Annotated in this window: 21 protein-coding genes; all 21 read right to left on the reverse strand. The window is 47.6% G+C overall.

The annotated features are described in order from the left end of the window. Positions 1–6 precede the first annotated feature (6 nt). The gene (locus HFD99_RS02790; RefSeq protein ID WP_017428125.1) at positions 7–789 is read right to left on the reverse strand and encodes a YlmH family RNA-binding protein; all 783 of its coding nucleotides are present in this window, start codon (positions 787–789) and stop codon (positions 7–9) included. A gap of 8 nt (positions 790–797) precedes the next feature. Further along, the gene (locus HFD99_RS02795) at positions 798–1,055 is read right to left on the reverse strand and encodes a YggT family protein (RefSeq protein WP_013372075.1); all 258 of its coding nucleotides are present in this window, start codon (positions 1,053–1,055) and stop codon (positions 798–800) included. Between the two features lie 7 nt (positions 1,056–1,062). Then, positions 1,063–1,515 (reverse strand): cell division protein SepF, encoded by a 453-nt coding sequence (locus HFD99_RS02800; protein WP_013372076.1) that lies wholly within the window; start codon positions 1,513–1,515, stop codon positions 1,063–1,065. Continuing rightward, positions 1,506–2,207, reverse strand: a complete 702-nt coding sequence (locus tag HFD99_RS02805) for a YggS family pyridoxal phosphate-dependent enzyme (protein ID WP_017428126.1) — start codon at positions 2,205–2,207, stop codon at positions 1,506–1,508. The genes HFD99_RS02800 and HFD99_RS02805 overlap by 10 nt, the downstream gene beginning before the upstream one ends. 8 nt (positions 2,208–2,215) lie before the next feature. Then, entirely contained in the window at positions 2,216–3,100 is an 885-nt protein-coding gene (gene pgeF / locus HFD99_RS02810; RefSeq protein WP_123797393.1) for a peptidoglycan editing factor PgeF, read from the reverse strand. An 82-nt stretch (positions 3,101–3,182) separates the two neighbouring features. Next, positions 3,183–3,527, reverse strand: coding sequence for a YlmC/YmxH family sporulation protein (locus HFD99_RS02815; RefSeq protein WP_173426158.1), 345 nt, complete (start codon positions 3,525–3,527; stop codon positions 3,183–3,185). Positions 3,528–3,639: 112 nt separating this feature from the next. After that, positions 3,640–4,422 carry an RNA polymerase sporulation sigma factor SigG gene (gene sigG, locus HFD99_RS02820; protein ID WP_013372080.1) on the reverse strand — a complete coding sequence of 261 codons (783 nt, stop codon included), beginning with the start codon at positions 4,420–4,422 and terminating at the stop codon, positions 3,640–3,642. Between the two features lie 96 nt (positions 4,423–4,518). Continuing rightward, complete coding sequence (gene sigE, locus HFD99_RS02825; RefSeq protein ID WP_123797394.1) at positions 4,519–5,259, reverse strand: RNA polymerase sporulation sigma factor SigE; 741 nt, start codon at positions 5,257–5,259, stop codon at positions 4,519–4,521. 104 nt (positions 5,260–5,363) lie between these two features. After that, positions 5,364–6,350 carry a sigma-E processing peptidase SpoIIGA gene (gene spoIIGA / locus HFD99_RS02830; protein WP_123797395.1) on the reverse strand — a complete coding sequence of 329 codons (987 nt, stop codon included), beginning with the start codon at positions 6,348–6,350 and terminating at the stop codon, positions 5,364–5,366. A 191-nt stretch (positions 6,351–6,541) separates the two neighbouring features. Next, positions 6,542–7,666, reverse strand: a complete 1,125-nt coding sequence (ftsZ, locus tag HFD99_RS02835; RefSeq protein ID WP_013372084.1) for a cell division protein FtsZ — start codon at positions 7,664–7,666, stop codon at positions 6,542–6,544. Between the two features lie 67 nt (positions 7,667–7,733). Continuing rightward, on the reverse strand, positions 7,734–9,005 hold the full coding sequence (gene ftsA / locus HFD99_RS02840; protein WP_016821540.1) for a cell division protein FtsA: 1,272 nt from the start codon (positions 9,003–9,005) through the stop codon (positions 7,734–7,736). Positions 9,006–9,204: 199 nt separating this feature from the next. Continuing rightward, the gene (locus HFD99_RS02845; RefSeq protein WP_123797396.1) at positions 9,205–9,969 is read right to left on the reverse strand and encodes a cell division protein FtsQ/DivIB; all 765 of its coding nucleotides are present in this window, start codon (positions 9,967–9,969) and stop codon (positions 9,205–9,207) included. Positions 9,970–10,025: 56 nt separating this feature from the next. After that, positions 10,026–11,336, reverse strand: coding sequence for a UDP-N-acetylglucosamine 1-carboxyvinyltransferase (gene murA, locus HFD99_RS02850; RefSeq protein WP_013372087.1), 1,311 nt, complete (start codon positions 11,334–11,336; stop codon positions 10,026–10,028). Beyond that, complete coding sequence (gene murB, locus HFD99_RS02855; RefSeq protein WP_016821542.1) at positions 11,326–12,231, reverse strand: UDP-N-acetylmuramate dehydrogenase; 906 nt, start codon at positions 12,229–12,231, stop codon at positions 11,326–11,328. Before murB ends, murA begins: the two co-directional genes overlap by 11 nt. A gap of 146 nt (positions 12,232–12,377) precedes the next feature. Then, positions 12,378–13,487, reverse strand: a complete 1,110-nt coding sequence (gene murG, locus HFD99_RS02860; protein WP_016821543.1) for an undecaprenyldiphospho-muramoylpentapeptide beta-N-acetylglucosaminyltransferase — start codon at positions 13,485–13,487, stop codon at positions 12,378–12,380. Positions 13,488–13,493: 6 nt separating this feature from the next. Further along, positions 13,494–14,591 carry a stage V sporulation protein E gene (gene spoVE, locus HFD99_RS02865; protein WP_167440802.1) on the reverse strand — a complete coding sequence of 366 codons (1,098 nt, stop codon included), beginning with the start codon at positions 14,589–14,591 and terminating at the stop codon, positions 13,494–13,496. A 49-nt stretch (positions 14,592–14,640) separates the two neighbouring features. Continuing rightward, positions 14,641–16,062 (reverse strand): UDP-N-acetylmuramoyl-L-alanine--D-glutamate ligase, encoded by a 1,422-nt coding sequence (gene murD / locus HFD99_RS02870; RefSeq protein ID WP_123797397.1) that lies wholly within the window; start codon positions 16,060–16,062, stop codon positions 14,641–14,643. A gap of 4 nt (positions 16,063–16,066) precedes the next feature. Then, complete coding sequence (mraY, locus tag HFD99_RS02875) at positions 16,067–17,035, reverse strand: phospho-N-acetylmuramoyl-pentapeptide-transferase (protein WP_013372092.1); 969 nt, start codon at positions 17,033–17,035, stop codon at positions 16,067–16,069. Positions 17,036–17,057: 22 nt separating this feature from the next. Further along, positions 17,058–18,461, reverse strand: coding sequence for a UDP-N-acetylmuramoyl-tripeptide--D-alanyl-D-alanine ligase (locus HFD99_RS02880; protein WP_123797538.1), 1,404 nt, complete (start codon positions 18,459–18,461; stop codon positions 17,058–17,060). Continuing rightward, a complete protein-coding gene (locus tag HFD99_RS02885) occupies positions 18,461–19,948 on the reverse strand; it encodes a UDP-N-acetylmuramoyl-L-alanyl-D-glutamate--2,6-diaminopimelate ligase (RefSeq protein WP_019688028.1) in 1,488 nt (495 codons plus the stop codon). Before HFD99_RS02885 ends, HFD99_RS02880 begins: the two co-directional genes overlap by 1 nt. Before the next feature lie 55 nt (positions 19,949–20,003). Then, entirely contained in the window at positions 20,004–21,920 is a 1,917-nt protein-coding gene (locus HFD99_RS02890) for a stage V sporulation protein D (protein ID WP_016821547.1), read from the reverse strand. Positions 21,921–21,941 lie beyond the last annotated feature (21 nt).

Here is a 21,941-nt window from a genome sequence, read left to right on the forward strand (position 1 = left end):
CTTCCGCTATACAAACTTACCAATTTTGACACGGAATCTACCCTTTTTTGTCATCCCGTCTGTTTCAAGCACTTTAAAACGCCCAAATCCCTGCATGGAAATAACATCTCCAACTTTAAGTGAAGTCGATGGATTCTCCTCCACCTTCCAGTTTACCCGACATCGTCCCGCTCGAATCGGTGTTAATATTTTACTGCGGCTCAATTTGTAGACGTCACTAGCAATCCCGTCCAGACGCAAAGAAGCCACCGTCAGATCCATCGCCTCTAATGCAACTTCCTTCGTTCGGAGACTTGCTACTGGCAACAGTTCTGTCCATACATGAACACGATGTACCTGCTGCAAATGCATGGTCATAAAATCTCCAATCTCTGACGCCACCAATACATGACACCCATCATCCAGCACGTGAATGTCGCCGATTTTGCCACGCTTGATTCCAAGCCCCAAAATGGCACCTAGATAATCACCGTGCTCAAGGGTATTGATTTTATGATCATCAGAAGTGATGGAAAGGACCTGAATTCCCATTTCCTCATCGTCCAAATACGAATAATCGGGCGCAATCAGCGCCCGCTTTCGTTCCGAAGCCATGTATCCGCCATCTACCCTAATCGTGACCTTGTCTTCCTTCGAAGCAAGTGTCTCCAATATGTACTGTTGTCGCGGATCCAAAAAATCAGTCAGCTTCTGCTCATGATAAGCTCCCGCATGACTGATCCATTCGGAAGCACGATCCACATAATCCCGTTCATCCGGGTGAAAATGCTCATAAATCTCAGTCCGCATAAATCCTCCTAGACGAAATTGCCGATTAAAGAAATCAAACCGTACGATGCAAAACGCAGAGCAATCAACGCTACGATAGGTGAAATATCAATCATCCCGAAGATTGGCGGTATAAACCTGCGGAAAGGAGACAAATATGGCTCCACAAATCTGGCAAGTAAATCACCGATCACACTCTCTCTGGCATTAGGAAGCCATGACAGCAGGACATATGCAATGATCATGTACGAATAAATCTGAAATAGCCAGTAAATTACCTCGATCAAGAAAAGCTCACCTCATTCTGTTAAGTTCTTGTTCAGTGTCAGCCAGTATCTCCGTAATGGAGCCTTGAATTTCAACCGTATCCGGTGTGCACAGAAAAATATTGTTACCGACCTTCGAAATGCCGCCACTCAGTGCATACACAGTGCCACTCAAAAAATCAATGATGCGTAGCGCCTGATCCTTGCGAATTCGTTGCAAGTTAACCACGACGGTCCGGTGGGAACGGATATGGTCGGCGATTTCCTGTGCTTCATCGTAAGAACGCGGCTCATACAGAACAACTTTCACATTTTTTTGTGAATGGATGCTGACAACATTCGTGCCCTTCTGGTTCTTACGTTTATCAAAGCTTGGGGTTTCAATTTCTTGATCTTCCGGCGTATTCATAACCTCTCGCTCTATAACTTCCTCTTCTTCCTGAAGGCCCAGAAAGTTCATGAACTTATTCATTACGCCCACTGAAAATCCTCCTCTCGTCCGACCAGTACGGAACCAAGCCGCAACCAAGTCGCTCCTTCTTCAACCGCCACTTCAAAATCATTGGACATCCCCATAGACAAGTGAACGATAGGTTCTCTAGTCAAAGCTTGTCCATTTAACCGATCACGCAGTTCACGTAATCCCCGAAACACAGGTCGAGTATGTTCTGGGTTTTCCTCATGAGGAGCCATGGTCATCAGGCCGATTACATCCACATGTTCCAACTCGCGAATTTGTTCTAGGAAAGGGGCAACTGCCTCGGAGGATAAGCCGTATTTTGAAATTTCCCCAGAAATATTGACTTGCACAAAAGCTTTGACTCGCAGTCCCAAAGCGGCTGCCTTCTTGTCCAATTCCTGAGCAAGCGATAAGCGATCAAGCGAATGTATAAATTTAAATTTTCCAATTACATCTTTAACCTTATTCGTTTGGAGATGACCAATAAAATGCCACGTTCCCCGATCACCCAACTTGCTCCATTTATCCGCAGCATCCTGCCAGCGATTTTCGCCCACATGCTCCAAGTCGTTATCCAATACGGATGCCATTGCCGCCGCCGAAACATATTTCGTGACAGCGATCACATTTACTTCATCACGCGAACGTCCGCTACGGGCACATGCCGCTTCGATACGGGCGTTAACTTCTTTAATTCGTTCCTCCAAAGACACGGGAGGACTCACCTCTCTTCCAGACCAATCCAACTCGCCATTCTTCCTGTAACGCCGCCTTCCTTGCGATATGAAAAAAATAAATCGCTGCGGCTACTCGTGCACAAGGTAGTACATTCGATATGGCTCGGCAATATTCCTGCTTTCATCATAATGTGTCGATTGCATTGTTTCAAGTCGAGTAGTGTTTTTCCACCAGTTAAGGGGAAATAAACAGAACCTTCCCATTTATCATTACCCGGGCAATCATGCTCTAAAACCCGGATTTGATTCATCACATGCTCATCTACCTCATAGGATTCAGGACCAATAGAAGGACCAATAGCTGCTAGTATATCGGACGGCTGAGATCCATATTCAGTTTGCATGGTCTGTACCATTTTCAACGCAATCTCCGCAACTGTTCCCTTCCAGCCTGCATGCGCCAATCCAATCACACGATGCACGGGATCACAAAAATATAAGGGTACACAGTCCGCATAAAAGGACGTCAGCAAAATGCCTGGTATATTCGTCAGAAGTCCATCTGTGTCCTGAAAAGCTGATGCACGATCCATAAAGCCTCGCCCACGATCAGCAGCGTGGACAACAGCAACATGATTACCGTGGACCTGTTCGCCGCACGTCCACGCTTCAGCAGCAAAACCAAGCTGCTCAGCAATTAATTGGCGATTGCGAATGACTTTCTCCGGGTCATCCCCTACATGAAACGCACAGTTCAGACTATCGTATGGCGCTTCGCTGACACCGCCATGACGCCCTGTAAACCCCACTGTTAATCCCTGAACCTGCCGCTCCCAAGATTGGATATATAACAACTCTGGCACGGGACGTCCGCCATCTTGCATGGGCGTAGTCCCTCTAGCCTCGGTATTCACTATAAACGGTTCCATTTCGTTCTCACCTCTACTGCCCAGTGTACCAAAAAGCCGCCGCTGTGTCTTCACAACATACTAAATTACGTGTACCTGCTGTTCAAAAGCCCCGTCGGTCATTCCGCTCCTGACGTTCGATATAAGACTTTTCCTCCCTCTCATCCGGCGGCTCATGCAATCCCTCCAGTCGAACAAGCACAACATCCGAACCAATTTTCACAATGTTGCGCCACGGAATAACCAATTCGCTTCCCCCTCCAAACCAACCCATGAATCGGCTGCTGCCCGGAACCACAATAGCTTCAATTTTCCCTTGTCGTACGTCAATCTCCAGATCACTGATTTGTCCTAGACGTCGTCCATCTACAATGTTAATGACATCCTTGGTTTGAAACTCGGAAATTTTCATGGCTCTTACTGACGTTTCCGGTGCATTCACACGCATCACATCCTTTATTTCACTATATGAGTGGGAGAGCCCAAAAAATGTCCTGCAAACGCAAAAACGATCCGCACGGGATCGTTTTTATCACTGAATCATTCAAGCATTCATTTCATTAGGACTTTACATGTTTTTGCATTTGCTGTATAGCCGACTTCTCTAATCTCGAAACCTGGGCTTGAGAGATACCGATTTCGTCGGCAACCTCCATTTGCGTCTTTCCTTCATAAAAACGCATAGACAATATCATCTTTTCACGCTGGCCCAGGCGATGCATCGCTTCCCGGAGAGCGATTTCCTCAATCCATGAGACGTCTTTATTTCTGTCATCACTGATCTGATCCATCACATAGATTGGGTCGCCCCCGTCGTGATATATCGGCTCGAACAGCGAAACTGGATCCTGAATCGCATCCAATGCGAACACAACATCTTCTTTAGGCACGTTCAGCACCTCTGATATTTCAAAAATCGTTGGTTCCCGCGAGTTCAGATTTGTCAGACTGTCCCGCACCTGAAGCGCCTTATATGCAATATCCCGCAACGAACGGGACACACGGATCGGATTGTTATCCCGCAAATAACGGCGGATCTCTCCGATGATCATCGGCACCGCATAAGTGGAGAACTTTACGTTTTGCGAAAGGTCAAAATTATCAATCGCCTTCATCAGGCCGATGCATCCTACCTGGAACAAATCGTCCACAAACTCCCCCCGATTGTTAAAACGCTGAATCACACTCAGGACGAGCCGGAGATTGCCGTTGACCAATTTTTCTCTGGCTGATCGTTCATTATTTTGCTGAAGTGATGTGAACAACTCGCGCATCTCTGCATTGGTTAATACCGGCAGTTTGGCGGTATCCACACCGCAAATTTCCACTTTGTTTCGGGTCATCGTGTCTTACCTCCCAAGGAGCAACATTAATGTACATTATCTCCTGAGGGCATTTTTTTATTCGCCGTTTCCATCGCTTCCGGATATCCCCAAGCATTATACCATTTTATTGAATTCTTTTCGTAAGCGCTTTATAATTCGTTTTTCCAGACGCGAAATATACGATTGCGATATACCCAGCAGGTCAGCAACATCCTTCTGTGTCTTCTCTTCTCCGTCTTGTAAGCCGAAGCGCAGTTCCATAATCAAACGCTCTCGATCCGTCAACTTATCCAGTGCCTTATGCAATAATTTACGATCTACTTGCTCCTCAATATTACGGTAAATGGTATCACTTTCCGTGCCCATCACATCGGAAAGCAACAACTCATTACCATCCCAATCGATATTCAGAGGCTCATCAAAAGAAACTTCCGTTCTCGTTTTGCTATTACGACGCAAATACATTAAAATCTCATTTTCAATGCATCGAGATGCATAGGTGGCAAGTTTGATTTTCTTCTCTGGATCAAAAGTGTTCACCGCTTTGATCAGCCCAATAGCACCGATGGATACGAGATCCTCAATGTTGATTCCCGTATTTTCAAATTTACGGGCGATATACACGACTAACCGCAAGTTTCTCTCAATTAGCATCGACCTCACTGCTGCATCTCCAGAAGAAAGCTTTCCAAGCAAATACTCTTCCTCGTCTCTTGTTAATGGAGGGGGGAGCGCCTCGCTACCGCCAATATAATAAATTTCTTCACTTTTCAGCCCGAATAAAAATAAAATACGATAATATTGCAGTTGCCATGCTAGCCTAAATTTCATCTTTAAATTCATTTGTTCCCTCATATCATTCTCCCCCTTTTGGAAATAGTACAAGTCTTACTGGCTCCGTCCATTTCAGCATCGAATGTTTCTCCTCGTCTTTAAACCTTGTCCTGTACTCTTCTCCATTATCCTGATTCTGTAAAATGATCACTAGCATATGCTTCTCGTTTCAAGCTTGAATCAGCACCCCCCTCTTCGTGTGCCGTCACATCTGGATGGATGATGGCATGGTATTTGCCCTCTGCCGACAACTTTCCCCCGTCCAAGCCAATCAGCACTCGATGATGTACAAAATGAATCCCATTCATCACCACCTCTACTCGATCTGGTTTGAGTGCGAGCATAAAGGAATGACTTTTGTTAATTCCACGATAGGGAACGAGACGAACACGATCCTGCCAGTTGAACGGTTCCTCCCCCAGATCCATCACTAGTTGATCAGCATTACCCTCAGAACATTTTTGGAGCCAGGAAGCGGGTAAATACGATTCCCACAAAGCCGCCTCCATCACCATTACTGGGGTTCGGGTCAAAGGATCATGCAGTTGGTTACCTGTATCCAACAAGCCTGTACACTCAATATGATCCTGCCCAATCCACACCTGTACTTGCCCCAAAAAGCCACTCATCCTTTCTGTGCGCTGCTTCGAGGACTGCACAATACGAAAGAAAAGCATCACTCCGCCAAATGCGCATAAAATAAACCAGAATGCGATTTTCAATTCAAAAGACATTCCACCTGATGCGGTATACCAGATGCCATTAAACAATTCCCCCGTATTTTGGAGAAAATAATGCATCCCCAAAATGCCACCTGCTGCTACAAAATTGATCATGTAAAAGGCACCCATTGTACGAAGATACTTTTGCATGCTTCCAAAACCAAATGCCACCAGCAGCATGATGACCGATAAGGCCAGCTTGACTAGAAACGTAAATAAAAATGACAGTTCCGGCACAAACATCATGACTACATACATTGCGCCAATTCCAGCTGAAGTCATCAATCGCCACCACACTGGACGAATCTTTCTCATCCAGGCGGTGGCCATTAGCAACACAGCATCAATGAACAAATTGGCCAAGAAAATTAAATCGATATAAACAACCAAGGATTCACCCGCCCAGCATTTTGCAGGATAGGCTTAAGTATAGTAGTCATATGGTTCAAAGTCTGTCTAACGGTGGGGACGGTGTCCGACTAATTTTGTCGGAAAGAGGAGAAGCACTGGCCGTGCGGGATGCGGAGAAAACAGAAAGAAGCCCGCATCTCCAAGGAAGATGCGGGCTGTCTAGATATAAACTAGTTATCGTTATTATTATTGCGTGAACGGTTACGTAAGAATGTCGGAATATCCAATTGGTCACTGCTTTGAGTGTTACCGAATGGACGCAAGTTAGGAGAGGACTTTTCCGTTGCTTCGGAAGCCGCTGGGTTAGCTGCTGGTCTACGTCCCGGTGCTGGTTGGCTCGGCTTACCTTCAAAACCAGTGGCGATCACGGTAACCTTAATCTCTTCTTTCAAGTCTTCATCAATGATAGCACCGAAAATCATGTTCACTTCCGGATCGGAAGCTGATGTTACAATTTCAGCCGCCTCATTGACTTCGTATAGAGACAAATTGGTGCCGCCAGTGATGTTCATAATGACACCACGCGCACCTTCTATGGATGTCTCTAGCAACGGACTCATGATAGCCTTGCGCGCTGCTTCAGCCGCACGATTTTCACCCGTCGCTTCGCCAATCCCCATCAACGCGGAACCACGCTCCGTCATGATCGTTTTTACGTCAGCGAAGTCAAGATTGATCAGACCCGGTACAGCGATCAAATCCGAAATACCTTGTACGGCCTGACGCAGAACATTATCTGCTTCACGGAATGCTTCCAGCATTGGGGTTTTCTTATCCACAATCTCAAGCAAGCGATCATTCGGGATTACAATCAAGGTATCTACTTTTTCTTTCAATCCCTCAATGCCAAGTTCAGCTTGATTGGAGCGTTTACGCCCTTCAAATGTGAATGGTCGGGTTACCACGCCTACAGTCAGCGCACCGCACTCCTTAGCAATTTCAGCAATGACAGGGGCCGCTCCGGTTCCTGTACCGCCACCCATTCCCGCAGTTACGAATACCATATCCGCGCCTTTGAGCGTATTCATAATGAGCTCACGCGACTCTTCAGCCGCTTTTTTACCCACGTCAGGGTTAGCCCCGGCACCCAAACCACGAGTCAGCTTATCGCCAATTTGAAGCTTATGCTCAGACTTCGCCAAGTGAAGCGCCTGGGCATCTGTATTGACAGTAATGAATTCTACACCCTGAACTCCATTTTCGATCATTCGGTTAACTGCATTGCTGCCGCCGCCTCCGACGCCGATCACTTTAATTTGAGCCAAGCTCTCCATTTCAAAATCAAATTCCAACATACTATTCCATCTCCCCCTCAATGTGCATGGATGGCCCGTCCATGATTGGCATAATTAGCAATGAACGTTATATAAATTCACTGAACATATTTTTTAAGCGTTCAATCAACCCCTGCTTCTGCTCGCCTTCCGCAACGGGACTGCTGCTCTTGGTTCGGTTAGTCGGCTTCTTGGTACTACCGCCACTGTTGCTAACACTAGTCGATCTCCCGCGATAGTAACGAATAGCATTATGCAAGATACCAACTCCGCTCGTGTATCCCGGATCCCTTACACCGATAAAATCAGGTACAGCGATCCTTACGGAAGCGGCCAGTTCGCTTTGTGCCACCTGAAGTACACCAGGCATGGAGACGGTGCCTCCGGTAAGTATATAACCCCCCGGAAGCTCTGTGTAACCCAAGCGCTTAACTTCCGCCTGAATGAGTTGAAAAATTTCCTGTACTCTCGGCTCAATAATAGCAGCCAAATCCTGTTGGTTGAACTCCTTATCTACATTACTGCCGATACGGGTCACTTTAAAGACGACATCGGCTGCTGCATCATCATACCAAGCGCAACCGTATTTGAGTTTAACTTTTTCGGCTTGATCGGTAAGGGTTCTCAGTCCGTAGGCAATATCATTGGTTACAAATTCTCCGCCGATTGGGAGTGTTGATGTGGCAACAATCGTTCCTTCCTGGAAAATGGCCACATTCGTAGAACCTGCACCAATATCCACCAGCACGGAACCCATCACCTTTTCATCCTTCGAAAGAGACAACTGTCCAGCTCCGAGAGGCAACAAGACGAGATCTTTAATCCTCAGGCCAGCTTTCTCAACGCAGCGCAACAGATTATGTATTGGGGTTTTGCCTCCAGTAACAATCGTAGCCTCTACTTCGAGACGAACACCGATCATACCACGAGGGTCCTGAATTCCTTCAAGGCCATCCACGACATACTGCTTGGCTACCACGTCAATGATTTCTCTCTCCGGTGGTACGGCAATTACTTCTGCTGCCTTCAGTACACGTTCAATGTCCTCCTCACCGATTTCACGGTCCTCGTTGGACACGGCTACTACGCCATGACTATTTTGCAGACCAATATGGTTGCCTGAGATCCCCACATACACTTCTGTTATTTGAATACCAACCATGCGTTCTGCGTGATCCACGGCGTTACGGATTGATTGCACGGTTTGATCAATGTCTACAATTGCACCTTTGCGAATCCCTTCCGAGTCGGCAGATCCAACTCCAATAATATTAAAGGTTCCATTATTCATTTCCCCAATAATAGCCCGAACTTTGGATGTACCGATGTCCAAACTAACAATGATGTCATTGTTGCTCAAGTCTGTGGCACCTCCTGACTCCAAAATGAATTTCGTTCTTTAAACACACTCTGTACATATTCAACATACTCCATGCTTTCCCTCTTTTTTCTACAAATTTTTTAGAAGCCAATTTATGGTTGCAGTCACATAAAAATTTGAAGAAAAAAGAAGGAGGCAAGTCTATTACCCATAAAATCAATTCTAGCATTTTTTCACATCACTGAGTAGTATCTTTTTCTTGGCCCTCTTCGCTCGTATCGGGTTTGAATGGAACGTAGGAATCCGCCTCCAGCATTGTGATCACACCAGGCTCTTCTGTTTCTAGCACTTGGTTCAGATAGCTGATTTTAGAGTTCAACAGTGAAACAGTTGTAATAACCTCAAACTGGGAACGCGTGTACATTTTTATACGGTCTGGAAAAGAAGCAATCGGCGCCGGAATGATTTCCGAAATATCAGCTGTCCATTCTCCCGGAATGCGTGATAAAGCATCACAAAGCTTCGCTTTGTAGGGATCATCTGATTTCCATTTAGTCAAAATAGGCTTTTCAACCGCTATCCCACTGCTTCCTACGCCCACGCTTGTCCCATTTGCTAGAATAGCACGCAGGCTACCGTCACTTTGCAACTCGTAAGCTACTGTAGCAAACTCCTTAATGTGAATCGTAATGATGCCCGGAAACTGCTTGTCCACTGTGACTTGCTGAATCGACTGAATTTCCCGCAGCTTCTCAGAGACGTCGGAAGCACTGACTCCGAAATATTGATCTCCGACAGCGAGACCACTTCGATTGAGAAGTTGCTCCCGGGTCGAAAATACATTACCATCAAAACGAATTTCAGAAACCTGACTCAACGAAGAACGGAAAAAGAGAACAGCGAGCAGTACAATAAACAACAAAATGAGAAGAATAGCAATCTTCCGGCTTGTTCTTTTTTTCGTTCTGTTCTTTTTAAGAACAGGTATTTGAGCATTTGGCATAGCTTCTCTCCACAAAAGCCCTTTGTCCCCCCGTTAACGGAGGGACATTATAGGCATTAATTTACGAAATCCAGCTGCTCGGGCACCGGAGACTGACGGCTCATTCGGGCACCCAATCCCTGGAAAAGACGTTCGATCCGGTCATACCCTCTGTCAATGTGATGAACCTGCTCGACAATGGTACGTCCTTGAGCGGCTAGACCGGCTATAACCAGTGCAGCTCCTGCCCGCAGATCGGTAGCCTCTACTGTAGCCCCGTACAGACGAGAAACCCCTCTTATAAAAGCAGCATTCGCATCGACCGTAATATCAGCACCCATTACATTCAGTTCATCTACATGCTTAAATCGGCTTTCGAAGACAGTCTCTTTCATCACACTGAAGCCGTCCGCCAAAGAAAGCAAAACCATGACCTGAGATTGCAAATCCGTCGGAAATGACGGATAAGGTGAGGTAACGATCCTCTCCACTGCTTTGGGACGACTCATACAACTTACGGTCATTATATCATTCAAGATGCCAATTTGAACACCAGCCCGCCTGAGGACGTGAATCAGAGCAGACAAGTGGGAAGGATTGCAGTGTGTCAACGACACACTACCTCGTGTAGCTGCCGCTGCAATCATAACCGTTCCAGCTACTATGCGGTCAGGAATGACCTCATACGTACAAGGATTGAGTTGACTGACCCCCGTGATTGTAATTGTGTCTGTTCCAGCACCGATAATATGGGCTCCCATGGCATTCAGAAAGTTTTGAAGATCCTGAATCTCTGGTTCCCTCGCTGCATTGGTAATCGTTGTTCGTCCTTCGGCCAGCGCGGCAGCCATCATAATATTTTCTGTTGCGCCTACGCTCGGAAAATCCATGTGGATGTCCGAGCCGATCAGCTTGCGGGCTCGAAACGTAATTTGCTCGTCTTTCTCCTCGATCTCTGCGCCAAGAGCTTTTAAGCCCTCCAGGTGAAGATCAATTTTGCGCTCGCCTATGGCGCAGCCTCCGGGCTGATAAATGGAAACTTCTCCGTATCTAGCGAGCAACGGTCCCATTAGAAAGATAGATGACCGCATTTGCTTCATCAAATCCTCAGGAATTTGGAACGTTCGGACGGACGATGTATCCACATATACCGTTTCCTCTTCATGTCGGCATGTGCAACCAAGTCTTTCTAGGATGTGCAGCATGACCTTAATGTCTAAAAGATGGGGGACATTCCGAATTTCCACCTTACCTTGTGCAAGCAAACTTGCTGCAAGAATAGGTAGTGCCGCATTTTTTGCCCCATGGATACGTATGGTGCCTGACAGGGGACGGCCTCCCTCAATCACCAATTTGTCCAATGTATCACCTCCGAGTTTACCGCTCACCCACTACGAAAACCTCCGGAATTAGCTTGATGCCGGTTTGAGATGATATTGTACTTTGAATATGCTTCATTAGGGTAAGCACGTCCTCTGCTGTCGCTTGACCGGTATTTACAATGAAATTAGCATGCTGTACTGATACCTCAGCGCCTCCCGCCTTCAAACCTTTGAGACCTGCGCTTTCAATAAGCCGGGCAGCATAGTCTCCTGGTGGATTACGGAACACGCTTCCTGCACAAGCTAACTGTAGCGGCTGGGTCAACCTACGGCGGTCTTTAAAAGCCGCAAGCGCTGTTGAGATTTCCTCTCGGTCCCCCCGCTTCATCTGGAACACTGCCTCTGTCACCATTCCACGTTGCTCATGCAGCACGGAGTGACGATAGCTAAAGTGCATATCCTCGGCATTGTACACAGCCAATTCCCCTGTATCCAGCACAATCTCAGCGGACTGGAATATTCGTGACACATCAGACCCGTGGGCACCGGCGTTCATGTAGACAGCCCCACCGACCGATCCTGGAATACCACCAGCAAACTCAAGGCCTGACAGACCCTGCTTGCTAGCCATAACACATAGTTTAACCAGTGAAACGCCTCCACCAGCAACGATCTGTTCATCCTCAAAACGAACATAATCAAATCCTGGTCCAAGCTTGATCACCAGTCCCCGAATCCCTTTGTCAGAGACGAGCATGTTGGAGCCCCGCCCCAACTGCATCCAGGGAATTCCATGCTCGCTAGCCAGCTTCAAAATCCTTGCCAACTGCTCTTTGGTATCCGGGATCACAAGAGCATCGGCAGGGCCTCCGATCTTCCAGGTCGTATATTTGGACAGCGGCTCATGCTCCAGCACTTTTCCGATATCATGCTCCGCTAATAATGGCATCCATTGCTGCATTGTACTGAAACCTCCTTGTTGCTTGCCCCGCATCGTTATAAGGCTCTCACCTAACAACCGGCAGCCTGGGTGATGGTCACAATCTATAGGGTATCCTATGTAAATACCGTCCAGTGTGTGACAACCGCCCAAATCTGCGCTGCGGACTACCTATTATGGGCAAGACGCTCCATTTCTTTTACTAAAATATCTGCTGAGTCAGGCTTGCCAAGCGCAGATGCCAGCTCCGCCATTTGGCTCCGCCTTGCCTCATCCTTCATAATTTCTGCTATAGATTGAAACAGAGCCGGGCCACTTAATTCCTTTTCTGTGATCATGACAGAAGCTCCTGCCTTTTCAAGTGTACGAGCATTAGCCTCCTGATGGTTATTCGTCACATTCGGTGATGGAATCAGAATGGACGGAATGCCGAGCGATGTAATCTCTGCCAAGAAGGACGCACCTGCACGATTAACAATTAAAGAGGTACAAGCCAGCACCTCAGGCATATTGTGAATATAGGGAAGCACATGTAGATGATTGGGCAATGAGCCGATCTGATTTCGTATGCTGTCCAGCGTTTGCTCATAATAAGATTCGCCGGTTACATATACAAAATGGACGTCTTTCAGTTGCGAAAGTTGCGGAACCATTGCAATCATGGCATCGTTAATGGCCTTTGCCCCTCTGCTGCCGCCAACCACCAGGACCACAGAGCTGTTCATAGGAACCCCTATAGTTGCAAATCCCCGATCCCGGTTAGCCAGACGAACTGTTGTAGCACGCGGGTTCCCAGTGTATAGTACATTTTTAGCTTTGGGAAAAGCTCCTTCCGAGCCTTCAAAGCTAACAGCCACTGTATCCACATAGCGACTCAAAAATGCATTGGTCAATCCAGGAATTGCATTTTGTTCATGAATAATGCTGGGGATTCCCAACTTGGAAGCTGCATAAACGACAGGGCCGCATACATATCCTCCGGTGCCAATCACGATATCTGGCTTAAATTTCTTTAATAATGCTTTGGACCTGCGAACTCCTTTGAAAAAGCGCATGATCGTTTTTATATTTTCCACAGACAAGCTGCGACGAAATCCTGTGATATCAATAGCCTCAAATGGAATTTTTTCCTGAGGAACCAATTTACTTTCAAGTCCTCGTTGACCGCCAATGTATAAAAATTCAGCGTCCGGATCTATTTCTTCGCACTGTCTGGCTACGGCCAGTGCTGGATATATATGTCCTCCAGTACCGCCGCCGCTCAACACGACGCGCATAAACGTTCACCTCGCATAACGTGATAAATTTAATAAAATACCCAGAGCAGTTAAAATTAAGGTCAGTGAAGAACCTCCATAGCTGATTAAGGGCAGTGTTATTCCTGTCACTGGCATTAAACCGATAACAACACCAATATTAATAACGACCTGTACCGCCACCATTCCGACAATACCGACTGCAAGCAAACTGCCATAGGTATCCGGGATGGTAATAGCGACACGCATCCCTCTCCAAACAAGGACCAAAAAAAGCCCCAGTACCGTCATTCCACCGATAAAACCAAGCTCCTCCGCCAGTATAGAGAAGATAAAGTCCGTCTGTGGCTCAGGAACGTAGCTGTATTTTTGCCGACTCATGCCAAGCCCCAGGCCCGCCAATCCGCCAGGACCAATAGCATATAGCGATTGAATAATTTGATAACCCGCACCAAGCGGATCAGACCAAGGATCCAGAAATGCGGTAATACGCTGGAGTCGATAAGGAGCAGCTGCAATCAGTGCAGCAAACCCCGCTGCCCCCGACAAGGCCAGTAGACCCAGATGCTTCATACGCGCGCCTGCCGTAAATACGATCAGCATGGATGCTCCCATCATTACGGTGCCTGTGCCCAAATCGGGCTGGAGCATGATGAGCCCAAAGGCCAGTCCCATGAGCCCAAGCGGAGGCAACAGCCCGCGCGTAAAAGAGCTAATATCATAGTCAGGACGACTGAGCCATTGAGACAGAAAAAGAATCATACCCAGCTTCATAAACTCGGAAGGCTGAATGCCAAAAGAGCTAATACCAAGCCAGCTTCGTGCTCCACCTCTTACTACACCAATGCCAGGAATTAAAACGGCAACCAGTAGAGCCAAACAGATCAACAATACGACCTTGGCATATTTCTGCCAAATCCGATAGTCCGTTCTGGCCGTAAAGTACATGGCTACAAGGCCGAGCCCCGCAAACAACAATTGTCGTTTAACAAAATAGTAGGAGTCCCCGTACTCGTGAAAAGCGAGGACGGCGCCCGCGCTGTATACCATAACCATGCCGATGGCTAACAAGCTTACAATACAGACGAAAAGCCATATATCTGGCGCCGGACGAGATTGCTTCATCAGGAGGCCACCCCTTGCATAAAAGTAGGGGCTTATCCAACCCCCCTACTTACAATTTATGCGCCGCCTCTTTAAAAATACGTCCACGCTCTTCATAGGATTGGAACATATCCCAACTTGCACAGGCGGGTGAGAGTAATACCACATCTCCCGTCTCAGCAAATTCAGCTGCCTTGTTTACAGCCTCCACGAGCGTAGCGGCGGCATCCTCCCCATTATCGACGACCTTGACATGCTCTATTCCAGCCTGACGGGCCCGATCTGCCAGCTTATCCCGTGTCTCACCCAAGAGCACAACGGCTTTCACACCTTCCTGCAAGGACGGTACAAGCTCCGCATAATCAGAGCCACGGTCCAATCCTCCAGCAATGAGTACGATGGGTTGCTTAAAGGAAGATAAGGCCATCATTGTCGCTTTGGAATTGGTTGCTTTGGAATTGTTGTAATAAGCTACTCCACCGTGTTCTAAAACATATTCAAGCCGATGTTCTACACCGCGAAAAGAGCTTAATGGTTCCACCAATTTTGCTGGTTCTGCGCCTGCGGCTATGGCGATTGCGCAAGCAGCTAGAGCATTTTCTACGTTAAAACGACCCGGAAGCCCAATATCGTTCACGCCTATAATGGGTTGCAGTACCCCATTTCCATCACGGTATACGATGTTTCTTTCAATATCATCCGTTACATCCGGTATGTATGGCGGGTCAGCGAACACCCCTTCCTGCAAACGTTCCGTCATTGAGAAAGGAAGCTGCTTCGCTTGAATATAGGGCACAAGTTCCCGGCAGACGGGATCATCCCAGTTCACCACCGCGGTATCCGAGGCTGTTTGATTGGCAAATAGACGTGCCTTGGATGCAACATAGTCCTCCATGCCTCCGTGGTAGTCCAAATGGGTCTCAGCTACATTGAGCAAGCAGGCTACAGCGGGCTTGAAATCCTTTGTTCCTTTTAACTGAAAGCTGCTCAGCTCCACAACCATCCACTCGTCCGACTTGGCGTCCACAGCCGCCTCGCATAACGGCGTACCGATATTACCAGCCACGATCGGATTCATGCCGGATGCCTCCAACAACTTGCCCACCCAAGTGGTCGTGGTCGTCTTTCCGTTGGAGCCAGTAATTCCGATAATCGGAGCTTTACATAGATGGTAGGCGACCTCAACCTCGGTCACGACCTCAATGCCGAGCTCGACAGCTTTCTGTACGGGAGGGGCCGTGTAAGGAATTCCTGGATTTTTGACAACCAGTTTCACTCCAGGGTGAATCAGCCCTTCCGGGTGACCCCCGCATAAAACGGAAATTCCCAAAGCCTCTAATTCAGAAGCTTCGGGACATTGTTCCCTATCTTTTTTATCATTGACTGTGAGCTTTGCCCCGGCCTGATGTAGCACCTTGGCCACTTGTACGCCGCTTTTGGCCAGACCGATAATGACGACTTCCTGATCTCGGTATGCGTCTGGATGATTCATTTGTCTACAACCCCTTGTTGAGATAAAGTCCGAGTCCTGCCAACAGCAGTCCTACAGCCCAGAATGTGATAACTACGCGCCATTCGGACCAGCCGGACAGCTCGAAATGATGATGAATCGGGCTCATTTTGAAAATACGCTTGCCACGGGTTTTAAAGGAAGCTACCTGCAAGACCACGGACAGCATTTCAATCACGAATACACCACCGATGATGAGGAACAAAATTTCGCTTTTCGTAACAATGGCAATGGCACCAATGGCTCCGCCGATTCCCAGCGAGCCTGTGTCTCCCATAAATACCTTGGCAGGATGAGCATTATATACGAGAAAACCAAGTACAGCACCAATCATGGCCGCTGCGCAAACGGCAGCCGGAAGCGAGGTTGCTTGAATCGCCACAATGGCATAAGCAGCAAATGCAATCGCACTTGTACCGGACAGCAGCCCGTCCAGCCCATCTGTAAAATTGACAGCGTTGCTGATCGCCAACATCATGATAATAATGAACGGATAATAGAACCAGCCGCCCCAATCAAATGACCATGAGGTGCCTGGGATACCGATCGCCGTGCTGTGATCATTGCTAATCAGAAGCCAGCACATAATCGCGCCAAACAATAACTGCCCGAACAGCTTTTGACGCGCCGTCAGACCGAGCGAGCGTTTGAATACGATTTTAATATAGTCGTCCAAAAAGCCGATCAGCCCAAAACCGAGCGTAGCAACCAGTAGAACGTAAAAGTCCGTATTTTTGATAGCTGAAAACTTAAGAAAGGTCAGCGTAAAAGCCAGCAAGATTACGATACCGCCCATTGTAGGCGTACCTATCTTTTTAAGATGGCTTTGTGGCCCGTCATCCCGGACCTGCTGGCCGAATTTCATTCGCCGCAGCAGCGGAATGAGCAGTGGAGCGGCAATGACCGCCAGTATAAACGATACGACGATCGTCAGCAGTAATAATTGAATATCCATGGGAGTCTCCCTCTCGTCAACATCAGTTCTGTAGCGGACCGTTTTTCAGCGCATCCACAATTTCTTCTAATCGCATCCCTCTGGATGCCTTAACCAGCACAATATCATCGGCATGGAGATAAGACCTCAAATGCTGGATCAGCTTTTGCTTATCAGTATAAGCGTGTACGTTAGCAGTTGGCATTGTTCCTTGCGCACCCTGCGCAATCGAAGCGCCTAACGCACCATAGGTAAACAGTGCCTCTATGTTATGCTTTGCAGCAAAACGCCCAATTTCCTCATGAAATTGCTTTTCCTCAGCGCCCAGCTCCAGCATATCCCCAAGCACGGCAATTTTACGTCCACCCGTTTGATATGCAGACAACGTCTGAATAGCAGCCTTCATTGAAGCAGGACTGGCATTGTAAGCGTCATTTAGCACGGTAAGTCCATCCGAACACTTCACGACCTCAATGCGCATGCCCGTCAGCTTTAAAGACGACAATCCTTTACGTATATGGTCTGCATCCACATTGAAATGACGTGCTACCGCCAGCGCTGCCAATCCGTTTACAACATTGTGCTGTCCGAGCAAGGGAAGCCGGAAAGCCTCTTGGCCGGATTGGGCTGTTATGAATGAGCTACCTTCTTCATCCGAAGTGATTTCAATTGGATAATCATCATTGTCCGCAGCTAACCCGAACGTGAATAATTTTAATCCTTCAGGCTTGACCGTTTCAGGTTCTGCCAACACTTGTGGAAGTAGTGGTTCATCCCCATTATAAATAAGCAATCCACCAGGTTTAATCCCACTTGCAATTTCCAGCTTTGCACGAGCAATTTCAGCGCGAGAACCAAGCTGAAGTAAATGCGATTCGCCAATGTTAGTTATGACAGCTACATCTGGTTGGGCAATATTAGCCAACAGACGGATTTCCCCGCGTCCACTCATGCCCATCTCCAGAATCAGGATATCTGTATCCTCCGGCATGGACAGTACTGTTAAAGGCAACCCGATATGATTGTTATAATTTCCTTCGGTTTTGTGTACTTTAAAAGTCGTGCCCAATAGAGCATTTACAATATCTTTCGTCGTCGTCTTACCGTTGCTTCCCGTGATTCCGACGACAGAAACGTCAGTTTCGCGCAAGTATGCGGCCGCTAGATGCTGAAGGGCTTCTAACGTATCCTCGACCTCAATAGCATTTACGGACGGAGGTGTTCCATGATCCTTTTGCCATAAATATGCTGTTGCCCCTCCCTCGCTTACGATCTGCTGAACATAATGATGTCCATCAAATCGTTCACCCGCGAGTGGAACGAACAGTCCCAGACTCTGCGGCCTGCGTGAGTCTGTAAAAACGCCCTCAACCATCCGTTCAGCGTCCGCCTCTGCGTGAAGTGTTCCTCCACACATGGATGCAATCTGACCGATTGTTCTTTTCATCACTTGGATAAACCCCTTATCGCTTCTTTGGCTACGATGCGATCATCGAATTCATGCACCGTTTTTCCGATTAACTGGTAAGTCTCGTGACCTTTTCCCGCAATCAATACTACATCGTCAGGGCTTGCCATTTCAACAGCTTTATGAATTGCAGTTCTGCGATCCACGATCAGTTCGTAACGTTCGGCAGGCACACCTTCATCAATCAACCCTTGTTCGATGTCTTTCAAAATCAATATCGGGTCTTCTGTTCGCGGGTTGTCGGAAGTAATAAACGAATGATCGCTGTATCGTGCAGCAATTTTCCCCATCAACGGACGTTTCGTACGATCCCGATCTCCGCCGCATCCAAATACACACCATACTTTACCAATCGCAAATTCCTTTACGGTACGAAGGACATTTTCCAATCCGTCTGGCGTATGGGCATAATCAACGATTACAGCAAAGGGTTGACCCGCATCAACAGGCTCTACGCGCCCATCTACGCCTGCGATGGATTCCAGACTCCGCTTGATATCCACCAACGAGATTCCTTCCAGCAGAGCAGCTGAAATGGCTGCTAGTGCGTTGTACACATTAAACTTGCCTACCATCCGAAGCTCAATATCGGTATCTCCTTTAAAAGTGGAGACATGGAAGGAGGTTCCCTTGGCACTTATAGTGATACGAGACGCTTGCACATCCGAATCCTTTTCCACGCCGTAGGTAATCACTTGGGCCGCAGTTTGAGCCTGCAAATAGGAAGAGGCCGGATCGTCTGCATTCAGAACAGCATATTTACTATTGGATGCATCACGCGAGAAGGCATTTCCCAATCTGGAAAATAAAAGTCCCTTGGCAGCGCGGTACTCCTCCATCGTGTTGTGATAGTCCAAATGGTCCTGCGTTAGGTTTGTAAATATAGCGGTACGAAAATCTGTTCCTTTGACACGGCCCTGCTCCAAAGCATGTGAGGATACCTCCATGACACAGCATTGAACCCCTTGCTCTGCCATATTCCCGAGATAACGTTGCAGTTCTACTGCTTCAGGCGTAGTGCCGGACATAGGATAAGACTGGCCATTGTAACGCATTTGGATGGTACCAATCAGCCCGGTGTTCACCCCGGCGTCCTTCATAATTTTTTCAAGCAGGTATGTTATCGTTGTTTTCCCGTTCGTTCCGGTTATGCCGATCATACGCATACGGCGGCTTGGCGAATCAAACATATAATCCGCCAAAACCGCCATGGCATGTCGCGCATCCTTAACGACAAGCTGCGGGACAGGCACATCCAGTTCTCTCTCTACGACCAAAGCCGCCGCCCCAGACGCAACGGCCTGCTCAGCATAATCATGTCCGTCCACTGTAAAACCAGGCAAGCACAGAAATAAGTCTCCCGGCTGGACACGACGTGAATCCGCCCCGATTCCTCGGCAATCCACTGTACCGTCACCCACCACTCGGGAAACGGCCAGCAGTGAAGCCAATTGTTGAAGCTGCATCTTACATTCCTCCATTGCTCTCTCGTTATTCATAGTATGGTATAAAAAGAACCTATCAATCCCCCATATATATACGGATCGTTGATCCTCGTTCCAATCGAGAGCCTGGCTTCGGTGCCTGACTTACGACCGTCTTGCCTGACCCAGATTTCACGAGCATAAAGTTCATATTCATATCTTCATATAAATCAGCTGCAGTGGCACCTACCAGATCAGGTACCGTTTCAATCGGATTTTCGCCATACTTGTACTCTTTGGCAATTTGGTTGGTACGAGGTGGTATTTTCAAGGCAATCAGTGCATCCTTTAAAATATTTTGCACGATTGGAGCAGCAACCACACCGCCGAATTGAATCCCTTTCGGATTATCGACAGCAGTATAGACGACGATTTGCGGATCATCCGCCGGAGCAAAACCAATAAAGGATACAATATGCTCCGAGGAAGAATAACGTCCGTTAATTACCTTTTGTGCTGTCCCCGTTTTACCTCCAACCCGGTAACCCTCAATAAAGGCAGGGCGACCTGTACCTTTAGCGACGACACTTTCCAGCGCTTCCCTTACCTGTCGAGAGGTATCCTCTGAAACAACTCTACGCACCAGTTCCGGCTCCACTTTTTCGAGAACCTTTCCAGTTCCGGGCTGAATCCAGCCTTTTGTAATGTGAGGCTTATAAAGATTGCCACCATTGATTGCTGCCGATACAGCCGTAACCTGCTGAATCGGAGTGACAGATACCCCTTGACCAAAGGCCGTAGTAGCCAGCTCTACAGGTCCGACCTGAGGTAGCTTGAACAAAATGCCATTGCCCTCACCAATCATGTCAATTCCTGTTTTGCTGCCGAAGCCGAAATTGCGAATGTACTTGAACAGTGTTTCTTTGCCCAGACGTTGTCCCAACGTTACAAAACCGGGATTGCATGAATTTTCCACCACTTGAAGAAAGGTTTGGCTGCCATGCCCGCCTTTTTTCCAACAACGCAGACGTGCTCCACCAACTTCAATATATCCCGGATCAAAGAAACGGTCATTTTTGAGATTGACCTTCTTTTCTTCCAAGGCAGCGGCAAGTGTAATAATTTTAAAAGTAGACCCAGGTTCATATGTCATCCAAATCGGCAGATTGCGATTATAAATTTCAGGCGCATATTGCTTGTAAAGCGCTGGCTCATAGCTTGGCCGTCCAGCCATGCCTAATATTTCACCCGTCTTCGGGTTCATCGCAATAGACAGCGCGGACTTCGCCTGAAATTTGACCATGGCTTGGTCAAGCTCTCGTTCCATAATGGATTGCACCGATTTATCAATGGTTAATTGTAAATTCAGTCCATCCTTCGGTTCAATGTACTTTTCAGAAGAACCAGGCATCAGACGGCCACCTGCGTCTGATAAATACGCGATGCTTCCATCGATTCCCCGAAGCTTACTGTTTTGCTGCTTCTCTACGCCTGTCAGCCCTTGATTATCAATTCCGGTAAATCCAAGAATATGAGCCGCTAGATCACCATAAGGATAATAACGTTTGTTGTCTTCAGCAACAACGATACCCGGCAGCTTCAAATCACGAATTTTCTGGGCTTTCTCCATCGTAATTTTTCGTCCACCGGGCTGAAGTTTTTGGCTTGCTGTTCGTTTGGTAATCAGCTTGAGCACTTTATCCTCACTCATATCTAGCAACGGCGCCAGCCTGCGAGCCGTTTCTTCCGGCTCCTTAATCTGTACTGGTATCGCCATGACAGTCGGCGAACTGACATTATAGGTCAGCGCAGTACCCTGTCGATCCAAAATTTCGCCACGCTTGGCGGCAAAAGGAATATTGCGGCGCCACGAATCCTCAGCCTTGGCTGAGAGCTCGCCTCCTTTACCCAATTGAACATAGGCGAGCCGGATCGACAAGGCCGCAAACAGTACAAACAATCCCAGTAGCCCCCATACCAGCCTACGCCGCATGGTCACGTTAGATTTTTTCAAACGCGCCCCCTCCGTTCCTCA

This window comes from Paenibacillus sp. EKM301P (assembly GCF_011800295.1).
Taxonomy (GTDB): domain Bacteria; phylum Bacillota; class Bacilli; order Paenibacillales; family Paenibacillaceae; genus Paenibacillus; species Paenibacillus polymyxa.

Coding starts and splice junctions, on each gene's coding strand:
- mraY (WP_013372092.1), bottom strand. CDS start 17,035: ATGGATATTCAATTATTACTGCTGACGATCGTCGTATCGTTTATACTG.
- spoVE (WP_167440802.1), bottom strand. CDS start 14,591: ATGAAGCAATCTCGTCCGGCGCCAGATATATGGCTTTTCGTCTGTATT.
- murB (WP_016821542.1), bottom strand. CDS start 12,231: ATGCAGCAATGGATGCCATTATTAGCGGAGCATGATATCGGAAAAGTG.
- HFD99_RS02815 (WP_173426158.1), bottom strand. CDS start 3,527: ATGCGTGTGAATGCACCGGAAACGTCAGTAAGAGCCATGAAAATTTCC.
- HFD99_RS02790 (WP_017428125.1), bottom strand. CDS start 789: ATGCGGACTGAGATTTATGAGCATTTTCACCCGGATGAACGGGATTAT.
- HFD99_RS02845 (WP_123797396.1), bottom strand. CDS start 9,969: ATGCCAAATGCTCAAATACCTGTTCTTAAAAAGAACAGAACGAAAAAA.
- ftsZ (WP_013372084.1), bottom strand. CDS start 7,666: ATGTTGGAATTTGATTTTGAAATGGAGAGCTTGGCTCAAATTAAAGTG.
- murG (WP_016821543.1), bottom strand. CDS start 13,487: ATGCGCGTCGTGTTGAGCGGCGGCGGTACTGGAGGACATATATATCCA.
- murD (WP_123797397.1), bottom strand. CDS start 16,062: ATGAATCATCCAGACGCATACCGAGATCAGGAAGTCGTCATTATCGGT.
- sigE (WP_123797394.1), bottom strand. CDS start 5,259: ATGAGGGAACAAATGAATTTAAAGATGAAATTTAGGCTAGCATGGCAA.
- sigG (WP_013372080.1), bottom strand. CDS start 4,422: ATGACCCGAAACAAAGTGGAAATTTGCGGTGTGGATACCGCCAAACTG.
- HFD99_RS02880 (WP_123797538.1), bottom strand. CDS start 18,461: ATGAAAAGAACAATCGGTCAGATTGCATCCATGTGTGGAGGAACACTT.
- HFD99_RS02885 (WP_019688028.1), bottom strand. CDS start 19,948: ATGCAGCTTCAACAATTGGCTTCACTGCTGGCCGTTTCCCGAGTGGTG.
- pgeF (WP_123797393.1), bottom strand. CDS start 3,100: ATGGAACCGTTTATAGTGAATACCGAGGCTAGAGGGACTACGCCCATG.